13 protein-coding genes are annotated in these 15845 nt (G+C 33.7%); 3 read left to right on the forward strand and 10 right to left on the reverse strand.

Annotation, left to right across the window (positions count from 1 at the left end; all coding sequences use genetic code 11):
- Window positions 1-17: 17 nt before the first annotated feature.
- The 4 genes from AT726_RS00010 to AT726_RS00025 all read right to left on the reverse strand — a co-directional run bounded on the left by AT726_RS00010 (window position 18) and on the right by AT726_RS00025 (window position 6198).
- Window positions 18-659, reverse strand: a complete 642-nt coding sequence (locus AT726_RS00010) for a bifunctional 4-hydroxy-2-oxoglutarate aldolase/2-dehydro-3-deoxy-phosphogluconate aldolase (protein WP_068758758.1) — start codon at window positions 657-659, stop codon at window positions 18-20.
- A gap of 101 nt (window positions 660-760) precedes the next feature.
- Window positions 761-2737 carry an elongation factor G gene (locus AT726_RS00015; RefSeq protein WP_068758759.1) on the reverse strand — a complete coding sequence of 659 codons (1977 nt, stop codon included), beginning with the start codon at window positions 2735-2737 and terminating at the stop codon, window positions 761-763.
- A gap of 303 nt (window positions 2738-3040) precedes the next feature.
- Window positions 3041-4591: a hypothetical protein gene (locus tag AT726_RS00020; RefSeq protein WP_055244612.1), complete on the reverse strand. Its 1551-nt coding sequence runs from the start codon at window positions 4589-4591 to the stop codon at window positions 3041-3043.
- Window positions 4592-4905: 314 nt separating this feature from the next.
- On the reverse strand, window positions 4906-6198 hold the full coding sequence (locus tag AT726_RS00025) for a Na+/H+ antiporter NhaC family protein (protein WP_055244614.1): 1293 nt from the start codon (window positions 6196-6198) through the stop codon (window positions 4906-4908).
- Between the two features lie 237 nt (window positions 6199-6435).
- Between AT726_RS00025 and AT726_RS00030 the strand changes: the two genes are divergently transcribed.
- Window positions 6436-7065, forward strand: a complete 630-nt coding sequence (locus AT726_RS00030; protein ID WP_055276774.1) for an HD domain-containing protein — start codon at window positions 6436-6438, stop codon at window positions 7063-7065.
- 41 nt (window positions 7066-7106) lie between these two features.
- Here the strand turns inward: AT726_RS00030 and AT726_RS00035 are convergent, their stop codons facing one another.
- From AT726_RS00035 to AT726_RS00060, 6 genes are all read right to left on the reverse strand, one after another.
- On the reverse strand, window positions 7107-7937 hold the full coding sequence (locus tag AT726_RS00035; RefSeq protein WP_055276776.1) for an energy-coupling factor transporter transmembrane component T family protein: 831 nt from the start codon (window positions 7935-7937) through the stop codon (window positions 7107-7109).
- Entirely contained in the window at window positions 7937-9649 is a 1713-nt protein-coding gene (locus AT726_RS00040) for an ABC transporter ATP-binding protein (protein ID WP_237297136.1), read from the reverse strand. Before AT726_RS00040 ends, AT726_RS00035 begins: the two co-directional genes overlap by 1 nt.
- A 177-nt stretch (window positions 9650-9826) precedes the next feature.
- Window positions 9827-10381: an ECF-type riboflavin transporter substrate-binding protein gene (locus AT726_RS00045; RefSeq protein WP_055276780.1), complete on the reverse strand. Its 555-nt coding sequence runs from the start codon at window positions 10379-10381 to the stop codon at window positions 9827-9829.
- 217 nt (window positions 10382-10598) lie between these two features.
- Window positions 10599-11822, reverse strand: a complete 1224-nt coding sequence (locus AT726_RS00050) for an NAD(P)/FAD-dependent oxidoreductase (protein WP_055276782.1) — start codon at window positions 11820-11822, stop codon at window positions 10599-10601.
- A 76-nt stretch (window positions 11823-11898) separates the two neighbouring features.
- Complete coding sequence (locus tag AT726_RS00055) at window positions 11899-12540, reverse strand: zinc dependent phospholipase C family protein (protein WP_055276783.1); 642 nt, start codon at window positions 12538-12540, stop codon at window positions 11899-11901.
- 13 nt (window positions 12541-12553) lie between these two features.
- A complete protein-coding gene (locus AT726_RS00060) occupies window positions 12554-13567 on the reverse strand; it encodes a hypothetical protein (protein WP_055276785.1) in 1014 nt (337 codons plus the stop codon).
- Between the two features lie 656 nt (window positions 13568-14223).
- Between AT726_RS00060 and AT726_RS00065 the strand changes: the two genes are divergently transcribed.
- Together AT726_RS00065 and AT726_RS00070 are read left to right on the forward strand one after the other, a co-directional pair.
- A complete protein-coding gene (locus AT726_RS00065) occupies window positions 14224-14793 on the forward strand; it encodes a hypothetical protein (RefSeq protein WP_068758761.1) in 570 nt (189 codons plus the stop codon).
- Between the two features lie 39 nt (window positions 14794-14832).
- Window positions 14833-15432: a hypothetical protein gene (locus tag AT726_RS00070; protein WP_068758762.1), complete on the forward strand. Its 600-nt coding sequence runs from the start codon at window positions 14833-14835 to the stop codon at window positions 15430-15432.
- Window positions 15433-15845: the final 413 nt, after the last annotated feature.

Raw genomic sequence — 15845 nt, forward strand, 5'->3', positions numbered from 1 at the left:
TTCTTCATTTTCATCACCTAGTTCTTTCTAGCATTTGCTACTTTTTCAACGAATTGTCTAGCTAATTCTGTTACAGCTGCATAATCACCGGATTTAGCTGGAGCTGTTAAATCTCCACCTACACCGACAGCCACACATCCATTTTTAATCCATTGATCGACATTCTCTAAGCTAACGCCACCTGTTGGCATAATATTCGCTTGTGGAAGAGGTCCTTTCACTGCTTTAACGAAGCTTGGTCCAAATGCACTTCCAGGGAATAATTTAACAATATCTACTCCCGCTTCCATCGCCGTGATGACTTCTGTAATCGTCATACATCCTGCCATGTAAGGAACTTGATATCGATTACATAATTTGGCTGTTTCTAAATCAAATCCTGGAGAGACGATATATTTGGCACCTGCTAAAATCGCAATACGAGCTGTTTCACTATCTAATACAGTTCCAGCACCAATTAACATGCTTGATCCAAACTCTTTGACTAATGATTTAATCACTTCATCAGCAAAAGGTACGGTGAAAGTTAACTCAATCGCTTTAATTCCACCTGCTAAACAGGCTTTTGAGATTTCAACTCCTTGCTCTTCGTTTTCAGCACGAACAACAGCTACGACACCTGTTTCACAAATTTCCTTAATGACTTCATATTTTTTCATAAGACACCTCTTCTACTTTTTTCATTAACTATTAGTTTATTTTAAAGCTTTCAATTCTACTTTATATTTTAAAGGGTTAATTGTTTATCATAAGTAAATGATTATTTTTCATAGGGCGTAGCTATTTTTTTCACTTTACAGTGCATATACTCATCAACTTCATCCCAAGGAACGATAAATCCACTTCCTTTGGCACAAAAAACCGATCCCGAAGGGTTTAAGCGATCAGCAGCTTTATCATAAGCGATTTCTGAAATAACCTCTTCTGGATTATGACAAATATCATATCCTGCAACATTTAATGAGATTCTTCCGGCTCCTTTTGTATAGGATAAAAATTCACTCGGATAATCCATAAAAGTCGCTACTGGAACCGTTCCAGTAATCAAACATTTATTTTCTTGAATGATTGGATTCTCAAATTTTCCAGACATCTTTTTTAAATCGGTTAAGATTCGTCCCATTAAATCCATCTCTACTTCGAATTTAACGGTATAATATGGTTCCAACAAGAGATTCTTAGCTTGTTCTAATCCTTGACGAATGGCACGATACGTCGCCTCTCTAAAATCTCCACCTGACGTATGTTTCTGATGTGCACGCCCTGTGATGAGTTTAATATGAACATCAGTTAAAGATGATCCTGTTAAAATCCCAAGATGTGTTTTCTCAAAGATATGTGTTTCGATTAATTTTTGATGGCTTAATTCTAATTCTTCTGTTGAACACACGGATTCAAAGGTCACCCCACTTCCTCTTTGACCAGGCTCTAATTGTAGGTGAACTTCCGCATAATGCTTCAATGGCTCATAATGCCCGCTTCCAATGACTTGATTTGTAATAGTTTCTTGATAAATAACTTTTCGCGGACTAAATTCAATTGAAAGATCAAATCGTTCTTGGACGATTTCTTTTAAGACTTCTAGCTGAATACTTCCCATCACGGAAACATCAATAGACTGTGTGACTTCATTCCATAAAACCAACAGCATCGGATCTTCATCTTCTAATTTTTTAAAAATAGCTAATACATCTTTGGCATTTAATGATTGAGGATAGAGTACAGACACACGCATGACAGGTTGTAATAATACCTCTTCCCTCTTAACTTCATGACCAATTATTTGACCTGCCATAGTATGTGTTAATCCGGTTACCCCAATCAGTTCACCTGCCTGTGCAATCGGTGTCGTTTCAAATTTCTTTCCTTGATAATAACGTATTTGATTTACTTTCTCTCCTTCTTCAGTCGCGGATGTTTTAATTGAATCTTTTACGGCTAAATTCCCACTCAACACTTTTAGATAAGTAATTCGATCCCCTTTTTCATCATAGCGAATTTTATAAACTCTTCCTTTAAAAGGAGCTGTACGATCATATGTCGTTTCTGTTAACTCATCAAACTGTTTTAAAAAAGAGGTAATTCCGATATTTTTTAAGGCTGATCCGCTAAAAACTGGACAAATATTTTGCATTCGAATTTGCTGTTTAAAAGTTGTTAACCAAAATTGTGAATCCCGTTTATTTTCTAAGAAGTAATCGAGTAAGTCTTCATTTAACTCTGCTAATTGCTCAATAATTTCAATTGGTAACTCACTTAAGTCTAATTCATTTGGAAGATAAATAGGATTAACCCCTAAATTCAATCGTAACTGTGTCAAAACACGTTCAATATCAACTCCTTCACGATCCACTTTATTAATAAAGAAAACCATTGGGATATGATACTGTTTTAAGCAGTCAACAATCGTCTCGGTATGACTTTGAACGCCTTCAAATCCATTAATGATAACAATTGCATAATCTAAAACTTTAATTGCACGTTCCATCTCACTGGAAAAATCAATATGTCCAGGGGTATCGAGTAAATAATAGATGGATCCATTATACTTAAAACTCGCTTGTTCAGTAAAAACAGTGATCCCTCTTTGTTTTTCAATTGAATGATGATCCAAAAATGTATTTTGATGATCGACTCTTCCTTTTGTGCGAATTGCATTCGTTTCATATAAAATTTGTTCAGCCAGTGACGTCTTCCCAGAATCAACATGAGCAAATAATCCGATTGTTTTAAACACTCTAACACCTCAAAACTTTATTTTCGTCTCTTTTATTATAACAAACATCTATTAAAAATCATAAATAATTAGTCCCACCAAACAAGCCGAACAAAAGTTTGTTTTTTGACAAGAAACTATTGAAAAAAGTTACTTTTTTTGTCATAATATAAGAGTCAGCAAGACACAAACCACCCTAACTCGTGAAGTTACCCCCTAATTAACTTCACACATTCCGAAATTCCAAACAATTTTTCAAAACGAGATCATCTTTCCAGGTCTCTTCTTCGAAAAAAGCTCACCATACTGTGAGCTTTTTTTTATTTAAATGAACTTAACAATTTCCTCAATAATCAAATCAACATTTGTAACCGTCACTGACTTTTTCTTAGCCTTGGGACAATGCTTATCCAATTTTTTAGTCATACTATGATTTAAAATATTAGTTAGCAAAATGGCGAATTTAACGCCTTGAAAATATTGATCATTATATTTTTTATCTACCTCAAAATACTTACAATTCGGTAGAATTCGCTTTAATTTTTGAATCGTAGGTGTTGCCCCTCCGACAATCATAATTTCTGCCTTATTAATTTCACTCACATCCACGGATTGTTCCAAAGTCATTTCGTACACTTGTTCCTCTGCTTCTGATGGCTCTTTTATTATTGACTCTAATTGGGCACATCTTTCTTTTAGATTCTCCAACTCTTTTTCTAACCGTTCCTTTTCATGCATTGTTGTCATTAGGTTAGACCGTAACTGTTTTAATTGAAGTTTATACATTTTCTCTTGATTCAACTTTTCCTCACTCAGGGAGAGTTTTAACAACTTATTCGTTTCTTTTACTGATTTTAAATCGCGTTTAAGTAACTCGACTTCTTTTTCCAACTGCTTCGAAATCATTTGATCCTTTAACGTATAAGAGCGGAAAAAGAACTCTCGATTTTCTTTCATCACTTGACTCATTACAAAATACGGTAATAATTCATTTAACAACTCCTCAAATGCTTCAAGTTCTGAAATAGGTAAAACTAAATCTCCGATTTCAATACTAGCTCCCTCTTCTTCAATTAGATTGTCTCCATCGGTACATAATAAAAGAGTCATTAACTGGTAGACATCTGTTATGGTTAACCGATAGACCGTGTGTTGATCAATTAATCCTAAATCTCTCATCCACTGGATGTGAGAACTTAATTTTTCTTCCTGATAACACCTCTCTAGCTTATCATTTAAAACATCGACTACATTTTGTCCTAAATAGTCAGAATAACTCCGGTAAAAGTGCTTAACTCTCTTAAACGTTATTGAATTAGGTTTCGTTAATTGATACTTGAAATATTGATAATTCAGCTCATCGATGTCGAGTTCAAAGTCTAAAATTTTTCGTTGAATTCCGTCATAAGTGACTTTTAATTGGTTAAAAAATGTTGTCTCATCGTACTGAACCTCTAATTTTTCTAGAAAAAAATCAAAAATAGATACATCCATTAAATCACTTTGATTGATCAATTCTTCATCCTTCATTAATACCTCTAGCCCAGTATCCGAAATTAATTTACTACGACCATAATATTTTTTTAATTGTTTGTAAAGAGCCCCATACTGCTTATAGAGTTCTTCAAATAAAACATTAAAAATAATTGAATCTTCTTTAGAGGCTTCAAACAAACAATAAGCACATTTTAGTTTATATTCTTCTTTTAAACTGGGCCTCTCCAAACACACATGCTTATAATATTTATACTGATCCCGTTGTTTCCAAACGAGTGGAAATCGACGATGTAACCCTTCAATGGTTGAGAATTTACAATTTGCTAACACATATGCTAAAAAGACCTCTCGATTTTCAATCAATCGAGTTCGTCTCATATTTCAACCCCTCCTCATCCTTTTTTACATTATATGCAAACAAACCTTACAATTATGAGTGAAATCGTCAATAATCTCTACTTATCGATACATGATTAGAACAGCATCAATGGATTAATTAATGACTACAAAAGAAACTGATCGTTACACAGATACAGTCAAATTTCTTAATTTAAAACGATTAATTTCTTTAACTTAGTTTTCGCAATAAACTTTAGCGAAATTTTCAACATCCTATTCAAAAATAAAACGGCATGGCTCTTTAATAGATACCATACCGTTTAACATGCTTCTACTTCCTTAACAGTAGATGATTATTTTTTCAATTTAGGGAATCCAATAATAATTGCAAGAATTCCGAATATCCCCATTAACATCGGATAATGAACAAATTTAACAATTTCCATTGGAGAGATAGCGGCTAATCCTGCAGCTCCTAATACTTGGGCTCCATATGGAATTAGTCCCTGCCAACATGAAGAGAAAATATCTAGTAAACTAGCTGAACGACGAGGATCAATATCAAATTCATCGGCGATTTCTTTAGCTAATGGACCTGCCATTACAATTGCAATCGTATTATTAGCTGTACATAAATCAATGACACTAACTAAAGTCGCAATTCCAAACTCTGCTCCTTTTTTTGATTTAATACGAGATTTAATTAAAGATAATAAATAATCAATTCCACCATTATGTTTAATTAACTCTAATACTCCACCGACTACAATACAAATCATTGCTAATTCTTGCATACCAGCCATTCCATCTGAAGTGGCAGTAATTAAATTTAATAAACTAAATGAGTGAGTCGCTAATCCGATGATCCCCGCTAATACGATCCCGCCTCCAAGTAAAACAAAAACATTTATTCCTAATAAGGCTCCAACTAAAATTGCAACATATGGAATAACCTTCATCCACTCTACTTGATAAACCTCCGTTAAATCAACTTGATATTGTGAGGTCATAACAAATAAAATAATTAATGCCAGGATGGCAGCCGGTAAAACAATTAAAAAATTCACTTTGAATTTATCTTTCAGTTCACACCCTTGCGTACGCACAGCAGCAATCGTTGTGTCAGAAATGATGGATAAGTTATCACCAAACATTCCACCACCAACAATCGCTCCAACAACTAATGCGACAGGAATTCCAGTTGCTTCTGCAACTCCAAGACCAACTGGGGTTAATGCGGTAATTGTTCCAACTGATGTTCCCATTGAAACTGAAATAAATCCTGCAATGATAAATAATCCAACGACTACTAAATTAGGTGGTAAAATGGATAAACTTAAATTAACTGTTGCATCAACACCACCCATGGCTTTTGCTACACCAGAAAAAGCCCCTGCTAATAAAAAAATCATGACCATCATGATAATATTTTCATTTCCTGCTCCCTTACAGAAAATAGCTACTTTATCATTAAAGTGTTCTTTTCGATTAAACATAAACGCTGCAACCGAAGCTAACAAAAAGGCAACTAATACAGGCATCGCATAAAAATCACCTGTCATTATTCCACTACCAACGAATAAAATCAAAAAAATCCCTAATGGCAATAGTGCCCACGGATTTCCCTTACTCTTTTTTGAGTTCATTTTTCTCCTCCTTCTAAGTCTCATTTTTTGAGACTAAACCTACAAAGCTACAGTATCAAGTTTACTGACTCAGTCGGTTTTTGTCAACGTTTGTACTATTTATTTTTATATTGAATTTTTATCATTCAGTTACTTTTTTTTACAAAAAAGATAAAGAAGGTCGACAAAATAAACTAAGAAAAAGTCATTAATTTACGATACAATAAGGAAAAGAGAATTAAAAGGGGTTACACTAAAATGAGTATAAAGCAAATTATATTAAGTCGACTTCATAGTATCGAGCGTGAAGGGATGAGTGACTTAATCCATTTTCTAACATCAGAGAGTGATTATTTCAAGGCACCGGCTAGTATTAAAGGCCATTGTAATTATCCTCATGGATTAGCGATCCATAGTCATAATGTGGTTGAATTACTACTTCAAAAGAATAACCAATACCACTTAGGATTATCAAAGGAAACCATCTATTTAGCAGGATACTTACATGATTTATGTAAAACAAATATCTTTTATCCGACACTTAAAATTCGCTATAATCATAAAAACGAAAAAGAGTGCTATTTCACGTATGAATGTCTCGATGATGTTCCACTTGGACATGGTGAAAAGAGTGTGATTCTTGCCCAACAATATATTAAACTAACACTAGAAGAAATTTTATTGATTCGATGGCATACCGGACCACAAACACCTTGTGAGAATCCTTATCGTTACGACCAAGCACTTGAAAAGTGTCCCGCTATTAAAGCCATCTTTACTGCTGATGAAGAAGCAGCTACTTTTCTTGAAACAATAAAACCAACACCCGTCTTTCAACCAAGTGTATTTTATGCCTGGAAAAAAACCGGCGTTTTGCCCAAAATTTAAAACCATTAAAAAAAGGCTGTATGATAACAAATACAGCCTTTTTATCTAAATGGATTATAAAAACGTGTTCCATTACTAAATGTAATCCATAAAAAGATTCCCATTAAACACGTCATTCCGATGATAACGATTAAATCTGATTTTTTTAGAGGACGAGCATTATAAAATGTTCTTTTTTTATGTATTCCAAATGCACGTAATTCCATAGCATAACTAATCGTTTCAATACGTTCTAAACTTGTTAGAATGAGGGGAAGTAAAATAGCCCCCATATTTTTCAGTCGTTTACTAAGCTTTTCTTTTGAGGATAAATCGATTCCTCTTGCTTGCTGCGCTTGAGAAATTTCAATGAAATCACGTTGAATGTCTGGAATATAGCGCATGGCAATTGAAACAGAATAAGCAATACGATAACTCACGCCTAGTTTATTTAAGGACGCTGCAAATTCACTTGGATTCGTAGTTGCTAAGAAAATTAATCCGATTGGAATAATGGTTAAATATTTTACCGTCATATTAAATTGGTAAAATAACTGTTCAGTCGTTAACACATAAGGGCCAAACAGTTTAATTAGATTATGTTGTGTACCATAAATTGAGACACCTTCAAGTGGTGAGAAGAAAAACACCGCTAAGTTATTAAATAATAAGAAAATTAAAATAAAGTAAAAAACAAAAGCAATATCTTTAAAATCAACTTTTGAAATTTTAAAAATAATAAAACTTAATAGTAACATCACGACTAAGACACGTGTATCATAGCTTAACATCGCTGTCACTGACCATAATAAAAAACAAATCAGTTTCGTACTACCTGTTAAACGATGAATCGGTGAATCAATGTCAATATAAGCTAATAAGTTAGCACTCATTACGTTCTCACCGCCTTATCACTTGAAATAAATTTACAAATAAATTCAACTGGAGGTAAATCTCCAACTTTTTTTGCTAATTCATATAATGAGGTTCTCTTTAAATGAGCTGTTTTTATTAACGCATCATTCGTTAATACGTGCCATGTTGTATCATCGGCAACAAGCTCTCCATTTGTAATGACAAGAGCACGAGTTGTATACTCAAGCATTAAATGCATATCGTGCGTAATCATCAGAATCGTAATCCCTCTTGCATTTAACGTCTTTAAAAACTCCATAATTTCAGTATAATGTTTTAAATCTTGCCCAGCCGTCGGTTCATCTAAAATTAAAATTTCTGGATTTAACACTAAAATTGAGGCAATCGTAACTCGCTTTTTTTGTCCGAAACTTAAAGCCGAAATCGGCCAATTACGATAAGGGTAAAGCCCACAGACTTTTAACGTTTCAAACACACGGCGTTTAACTTCTTCTTCATCAATCCCTCGAATTCGTAGTCCGAATGCCACTTCATCAAAGATCATTGTTTTTGAAATCATTTGATTTGGATTTTGCATGACTAATCCAATCTTTTCAGCACGTTCTTTAATGGTTTGGTTGCTTAAGTCCTGACCTTTAAACTCAATGGCTCCTGCCGTCGGTTGATAAAAACCACTAATGAGTTTTGAAATCGTTGATTTCCCAGCTCCATTTTTTCCAACAATACTTACCATTTCGCCTTGATGAATTTTAAAGGAAATATCTTTTAGTGTTTTTTGATTCATTTGATAACCAAAACTCACATTTTTAAATTCTAAAATCACCTGTTGCTTTTCTTCTGGTAAATAAGAACTCGCGTTTAAAAACCACTTTTTAACTGAATCTGTACACGTTGTCAGATTCATTGTTTCTAATGACTCTGGATTCATATCTTCCGAAATCTCACAACCTGCATATTTTAAAGCTGTAACATAAAGAGGTTCACGAATCCCTACTTCTTGAAGTAAAGAAGAAGCTAGTAATTCATTAGGGGTTAAATCCGCTACGATTTCACCTTGATTGACCACAATAATTCGATCTACCTTTTTGTATAAAACATCCTCTAAACGATGTTCAATCATCACAATGGTTTTATTTGTTTTAGTGTGGATCTCATCAATTAAAGTCATCGTATGCAGCCCCGCTGCTGGGTCTAAATTAGCTAATGGTTCATCAAATAATAAAATATCAATATCATCTACTAAGACACCTGCTAAGGTCACACGCTGTTTTTGTCCTCCTGACAGTTGGTGAGGAGAATACGTCAGGTGTGAGTCAACATTCACTAACTGTGCTACTTTTTGAACAGTTTCAATCATCTCTTGTTGTGGAACAACTAAGTTCTCCAACTTAAAAGCAATATCTTCCCCAACCGTTAATCCAATAAACTGATCATCAGGATTTTGCAAAACAGTTCCAACATGAGCTGAACGTTCAAAAATGTTATGTTTTAAAGCATTTTGACCTTTAATTTTAAATGTCCCACTTGTAGTCCCTTTATAAATATTCGGAATTAAACCATTAATACAATGTGCAATGGTACTTTTTCCTGATCCAGAAGGACCGACAATGACAACCTTCTCGCCCTCATAAATCGTTAAATTAATATTTTTAAGAGTTGGGCTTGACTGAACTCGATATTGAAAGCTAAAATTTTCGAATTCAATAACTGGCTTTCGCATGCGCTTCATCCTTTCTCTCTCTTTAATCATGAGATGAACTAAAATCAACTTTATCTCGTTGATAAAACTCATTTTAACTCATCTCAAAAATGGCCAACTTTTATATTATAACATATTTTTTTGTCGAATAATGTTTGAAAAATCTTACAACTGTTTAAAAAAAATTGAGAGAAACATCCCTCAATTTTAGTCTTCCATTGTTAAACTTCCTTTTTGTGTACGTGTCTTTGCATAAGTTGTCACTAATAAAGAGCCTAATATCCCAATTGTCACCATATTGACACATCCAGCAACAATTCCTTGTAAATAAACTTTATCTACAGGTTCTGCATAAATAAAAACATCTAGTGTAGGAGCGATGATAAACCATCCAATAATGTTAGCAACAATTTGTGCAACATTAAATTTAATTAACTCCTTAACCCCAAATACTCCATCTTCAATGTTAATACTTTTAGAAATAAGTCCAATGACAAGTCCAATCATAGCTGATGCAATGATCCAACTCATCCAAGGAGAACCAAAAATTAAAACATCTTTTAAGAAATGCCCGATTAATCCAGTTGCAAATCCCGCTAAAGGACCATATAACAGTGCAATTAAAGCTAATACAGCATAAGAAGTTTCTAGACTTGTATTTGGAATTCCTGTTGGAATAGAAGCAAATCGTGATAAAACAACAAAAATGGCTGCTCCAATACCAATCGCTACAATGGTTTGAATTGATCGATTTTTATTCATTTAACTATCTCCTTAATTGTTATTTGTTCATACTGTTATCTAGTTTATACCTTCGACATTTTTGTCAAACTTTGTCCATTATTTAGTATATAAGGAGAGCTGTTCAGTGTCAATAAACAAACTTATAAATTGATTGATAGTAAAACGAAATTTACTATCAGATGAATCTCATTTAGTGCTAAAGAAAAAAGACACTGTTTAATACAGTGTCTAATGGTTATTTATTGATAGCTTGTGAGGCAATATAGGCCGTTGACATAGCTGCTTGTATATTATATCCACCTGTGTCTCCATCTATATCTAAAACTTCTCCAATGAAATAAAGGTTGCTTACTTTTTTTGATTCCATCGTCTTAGGAGAAATCTCTTTTATTGAAACTCCACCTGTTGTTACCATCGCAACGTGATATCCGCCTAATTCTTTCACTTCCATTTCATATTCCGTTAAAGTTGTGAGAAGTTTTTGACGCGTTGCTTTTGTTAACTCTGCACATTTTAAATCGTCATTAATCTCGCATAACTCTAGCACTTTATCTGCGAATCGTTTCGTTAAATTTAATTCTCGAACAATGGATTTAACGAGTGTTTTACCCCCATGATTCAATTTTTTAGTTAAGTTACTTCTAAACTCCTCTATCGATTCTGCGGCCACGAAATTACATTTTATCACATCGCCAGATTGCATAAAGCGAGAATTATTAATGATTCCCGGTCCTGAAACACCGGTATGAGTTAATAGAAAATCTCCTTGATACGATCCAATCTTTTTGCCATTACGCCATAATGTATAAGGTAGTTCTTCAAAAGAAGTTCCTGACATATCACTTAACTCATAATTTTTAATCTTTAACGGGGTTAAAGCCGGCTTAGTTGGAATAATCTTATGCCCGAATGACTTCGCCCAAACTAAGCCCTCTCCTGTTGATCCTGTATGCGGATAACTTAGTCCACCTGTTGCCACGACAACAATAGGACTTTCATAAACCCCTTGAGAGGTTTGCACATAAAATAACTCTTGTTCTTTTACTAATGATTGTACAGGTGTTTCATAACAAATATTAACCTTACGCTTCTTACATTCATCTAATAAAATATTTAAAACATCTTGAGATTTTAATGATTTAGGAAATACCTTTCCTTTTTCCGTTGTCATAAACTCTAATCCACGTTGTTTAAAGAAGTCTAACAAATCTTTATTTTGAAAAGATAGTAAAGCATGCTTTAAAAATTTGGCATTGGTACCGTAACATGTTAAAAAATGTTCAATATCACCCGCTTGAGTAATATTACATTTTCCTGCCCCTGCCATTAGTAGCTTGCGACCACAGGATTTATTCTTCTCTAAAAGAGCAATTTTTTTATTTTGATTGGCAGCACACATGATAGCTGCAAATAGTCCTGCTGGACCACCACCGATAATAATAACATCATATTTATTCAATATTCAATCCTCCGATTTGTCACTCATTTTTATAATTGTATTATGAGCATTAGTTTTAAGTCAAGATAAAGAAAAACTAGCATGATTCGCTAGTTTTCCATCCCTCTAATTGTTGTGTTAGCTGATTACAGCAAAACGCTATAAATGATTGAATTTGTCTCATATTAAAGACTTTACATTCATTCTGCTGATAGGCCTTTCTTTTTAAATCATCTTCTAATACTTTCAAGCGCCAATCATCAATTTCATTTTTACTTAATAAGGGTAAACAAGCTAAACTCTTCACTTGCAAAAGCTTTAACCTTGCTTCTTCTACCCAATAAGCGCTACTTAAAAGTTGATGATCGATACACTGCATTTCAAAATAGTATAAAGCATGTAATTCTGAACGTTCCATTCGATCTTTATAAGCATTAAAAAATGGAGTATAAATTTTTTCACGCCAAAGATAATCCGTATATAAATGAATCAGATACCCTAGTTGAAAGTCATCTGATTCATCAGTCACTATTTTTTTTGCTGTTTTAATCGCATGATCATAAGAAGTATCTGCTTCATGATAAAAATGCGTCATAGCTTTATCTAACCATGTCTGATTGGGACGCATATGAATTGCATCTGGGCTAAGGACACCTAGTAATAACTCAGCTGTCACTGTTCGATTAAATTGATTAAATAAAACAAATAGAACTTCTAAGTGAACAATGGGTGATGGCAATTCAAATCACTCCTTAACTAGGTTGGTTTACTATCCGTTCCCCATGAGGTTGATAGGTTTGAATGTCTACTCGTTCAAGTAAATACTGGGCCCATTGTTGCATTATCATTTGATGAGGCTTTTGCTTCTCTAATTCTTGATAAAATAACAATGATAACTTATAATGACCCGATTCATATCGTTTTAAGTATTCATAAGGTTGTTCAACAAGACTCCATTCTTGACCGATATATACGGTCATCGCTAATTTAATAGTTGTCTCAATATAGTCAAAAATTGACGAATGCTTATCTTTGACGCTTTTATAAAGGTGCATCACTTCGCTATTGCGCTTTATTCTTCGTTCATATCCTCTGGGTTTCATTAATAAGCATTCTAGTTTCAGATACGTTTCAATCCAGCTATACATTAACCTTTTAGAAGAACAACTATGTGAGACAATTAACTTTTGATGAATTCTATCCACTCTCTCAGTATCTAAGCAACTTAAAACATAGATTAGCTGAGTGGGTTGTCCAAACTTCTCTGGGAGCGCTAATGGACCAATCTCTTTTAAATAGCATTTAATTTGTTTATTAACTAATGGCAGACAGGACTGTAACCAATACGTTTTAAATTTAGCTTTCTCTAACTCTTTAATTAACAATCCCACTTGAATGATCATTGATTCTGCGTCAGTCTTTAAAAATTTCCGATAAGCTTTTGACGATTTCTCATAAGATGACGTACTTTTATACTGATTAATTAAATATTTAGGACTTCTTAATAACTCAGATAATTTTAAATCATTAAACTCAGGATCGGCAGTTAGTAAAGGTGTTAATACCTCAGATATCGTTTCAAATTTGATAAGATTTTTACGGATATTTTGTAGTATTTTCTCATGATAATCACCTAGATATTCTTCAAAATAGCAAACCATCTGTTCATTGGGCAATGAACGTGGAATAAATAAGTGATCTAGGAAATTAAGCGCATCCAATGTGTATGATGGCTCAAATATGACTGATAATTTATGTTCCTGCATGAAGCCGCTCCCCCTGTAACTCATTGTAGCTTTATTTTATCATAAAATCCCCTAATAATAAATCACACAAATTTAGAAAGAAGGGTTAATATCACTGCGACAGTTCTTTATGAAATAGCGTGAATGAAGCTTTCTAACCTAAACCTTTTGGGGTTAAGACTAAATTTCCTACGCTACGTGGCTCAATCGATGATGGATATTGTCACTTTCCTTCAATGATAAACAGTGAGTGACCTAGCAGACTATTGAAGTTAATCTAATCCTCCATAGAGAGGTTCAAAAGTTTTGACGATGTGAAATGCTTATCTAGACTAATATAATAAAGGTGCTATTTATAAATTCATATACATCGCACTTAATTTTACAATCTATCTAGGTGATACGAGAGAAGAATAAATCGTTGGTTGCAGGAGGATAAAGTACAGTCATGAACAAAAGCTTTCTCATAAAGTATAATAGATGATTAAAAAAATACTGCTATTGTAAAATTTAATTAGTTATCAATCATTAGTTCGTCATATAAACTAAATTTTATTTTACCTACTCATCTATGTTCTGTCTCTATAGAGACTCTTAATCAAACCATGATAGGCACAGATTGATTTCGCAGAAACCACTATTTTAATCATACTTTTTTCATAAGGAAGGGAAATACAATGCCAAACCGTTTAGTCTATAATGATAAGCCAAACAATCTTAAGGTTGAAATTTATGGCTCTGATTCAGAACAGCCTATTTTAACAGATAATGGAGCATTAGTTGTGACAGGAACTGTAGAAGTTGATACGTCAATTCCATTATCAGTAAATGTTGTAGAAATAACCCCTATTAGTGTGACAGGAATTGTCCCCGTATCAATTGATGGAATTGCTAATGTTAATATTGTCCCTCCACCTATTAATACTTCATCCATAACGTTTATAACGACTGGGTTCATTATAGATGATCTAACTGATGTTATGGAAATATCCACATATAATCAGTATGCTTATTATCTCTACGCAGATATTGGACCCAGTATCACGGCCTCTTTATATATTACCCCTACAGTCGAATTAGCGTATAGTGTATTAGCCGATGGTCCAACTTTATTATCAACGGCTAATTCTTTCAATAACGACTTACAAACCTGTGTCTTAACATCAGACATACTAGCTAATTTTTCCTTTATCGCGCTTCAAGCCACTCAAGGAAACACAGTCATTATTACCTTTGTCGGTCAATAGTTCCTCATATACTATATTAATAAGGAAAGAGGTGATATAATGGGTAATCGCCATATCTCAAGTTTTCAACCAGATGTAACAAAGGTATCTATTTATGGCTCAGATTTAAATCAATCGATTGAGACTAATCAAAAAGGGGTTTCTATTACAGGCATTCTTTCGCTTGATTATCAAGATCCCCTCCCCACGAATATTCTAGAATGTCCTAGTCTCTCTATTATGGATAACCTCACACTTTCTGTAATGGATACATCAAACATCACCACGAATAGTGTGTTAGAGGGTGATTTTGATACTTTTATTTTCCCCACCTCAAGTCAAACTATCACATTAAGCTCTAAACTGCTGTCTGTACAAAATATTAATGAACTATGGGTATGGGTTTTTCTCTATGGTGGAAGTAATGACCCCATTACAGCTAATGTATTTTTAGCACCTATAGCAGATAAAAAGACTGGAGTGAAATATGGGACATCAAAAGTTCTAAATCGTGACCGATCCCTATCCATTGCTGGAATTCAACGAGTAGCATTATTTTTGGTCACAGAACGTTCAAATTATGTTTTTATCACATTAGAAGGAATTAATTTAACTTCCGAAGAAACCGTTGGAGTGTTTTTGACTGGAAGAAGTTATTAAATTTTTTTCATTGCTAATCTCTATTAATGAATTAGCTTGAATGCAGTTTTCCAATGTAAACATTTTTGTGATCAATGATTCATGAGGCACAATGCCTCATGAATCTGTTTAATCACTAACTTATGCTAAGCCCATCGTATTCCGATCAAACTTTTAAAGAAGCCCGTGGGCAGTTTCATTACTTCCTCTTTACCAAGAGAAATAAGGATCAGTCAAGTTAACTGGAATGTTTAAGTCATCGTCTACTTTCAAGCAACAAGTAAACTCTCTTCCTCAATCACTCATATAGATTTTATAGGTATCTTTAGGAAAGAATTCATCCCACTCATCAGTCGCTCGATATATTTCTCAAACCGAGCGATTTTCTATTTTTATAGTGACATCAAAGCATGCTTGACATTCAACAAAGGTTA

Source organism: Turicibacter sp. H121, from assembly GCF_001543345.1.
GTDB lineage: Bacteria > Bacillota_I > Bacilli_A > MOL361 > Turicibacteraceae > Turicibacter > Turicibacter bilis.

What these genes read in the sequence shown, in the direction of transcription:
- AT726_RS00065 (WP_068758761.1), top strand. Translation starts at nt 14,224, where the DNA reads ATGCCAAACCGTTTAGTCTATAATGATAAGCCAAACAATCTTAAGGTT.
- AT726_RS00070 (WP_068758762.1), top strand. Translation starts at nt 14,833, where the DNA reads ATGGGTAATCGCCATATCTCAAGTTTTCAACCAGATGTAACAAAGGTA.
- AT726_RS00020 (WP_055244612.1), bottom strand. Translation starts at nt 4,591, where the DNA reads ATGAGACGAACTCGATTGATTGAAAATCGAGAGGTCTTTTTAGCATAT.
- AT726_RS00010 (WP_068758758.1), bottom strand. Translation starts at nt 659, where the DNA reads ATGAAAAAATATGAAGTCATTAAGGAAATTTGTGAAACAGGTGTCGTA.
- AT726_RS00040 (WP_237297136.1), bottom strand. Translation starts at nt 9,649, where the DNA reads ATGAAGCGCATGCGAAAGCCAGTTATTGAATTCGAAAATTTTAGCTTT.
- AT726_RS00025 (WP_055244614.1), bottom strand. Translation starts at nt 6,198, where the DNA reads ATGAACTCAAAAAAGAGTAAGGGAAATCCGTGGGCACTATTGCCATTA.
- AT726_RS00035 (WP_055276776.1), bottom strand. Translation starts at nt 7,937, where the DNA reads ATGAGTGCTAACTTATTAGCTTATATTGACATTGATTCACCGATTCAT.
- AT726_RS00045 (WP_055276780.1), bottom strand. Translation starts at nt 10,381, where the DNA reads ATGAATAAAAATCGATCAATTCAAACCATTGTAGCGATTGGTATTGGA.
- AT726_RS00060 (WP_055276785.1), bottom strand. Translation starts at nt 13,567, where the DNA reads ATGCAGGAACATAAATTATCAGTCATATTTGAGCCATCATACACATTG.
- AT726_RS00030 (WP_055276774.1), top strand. Translation starts at nt 6,436, where the DNA reads ATGAGTATAAAGCAAATTATATTAAGTCGACTTCATAGTATCGAGCGT.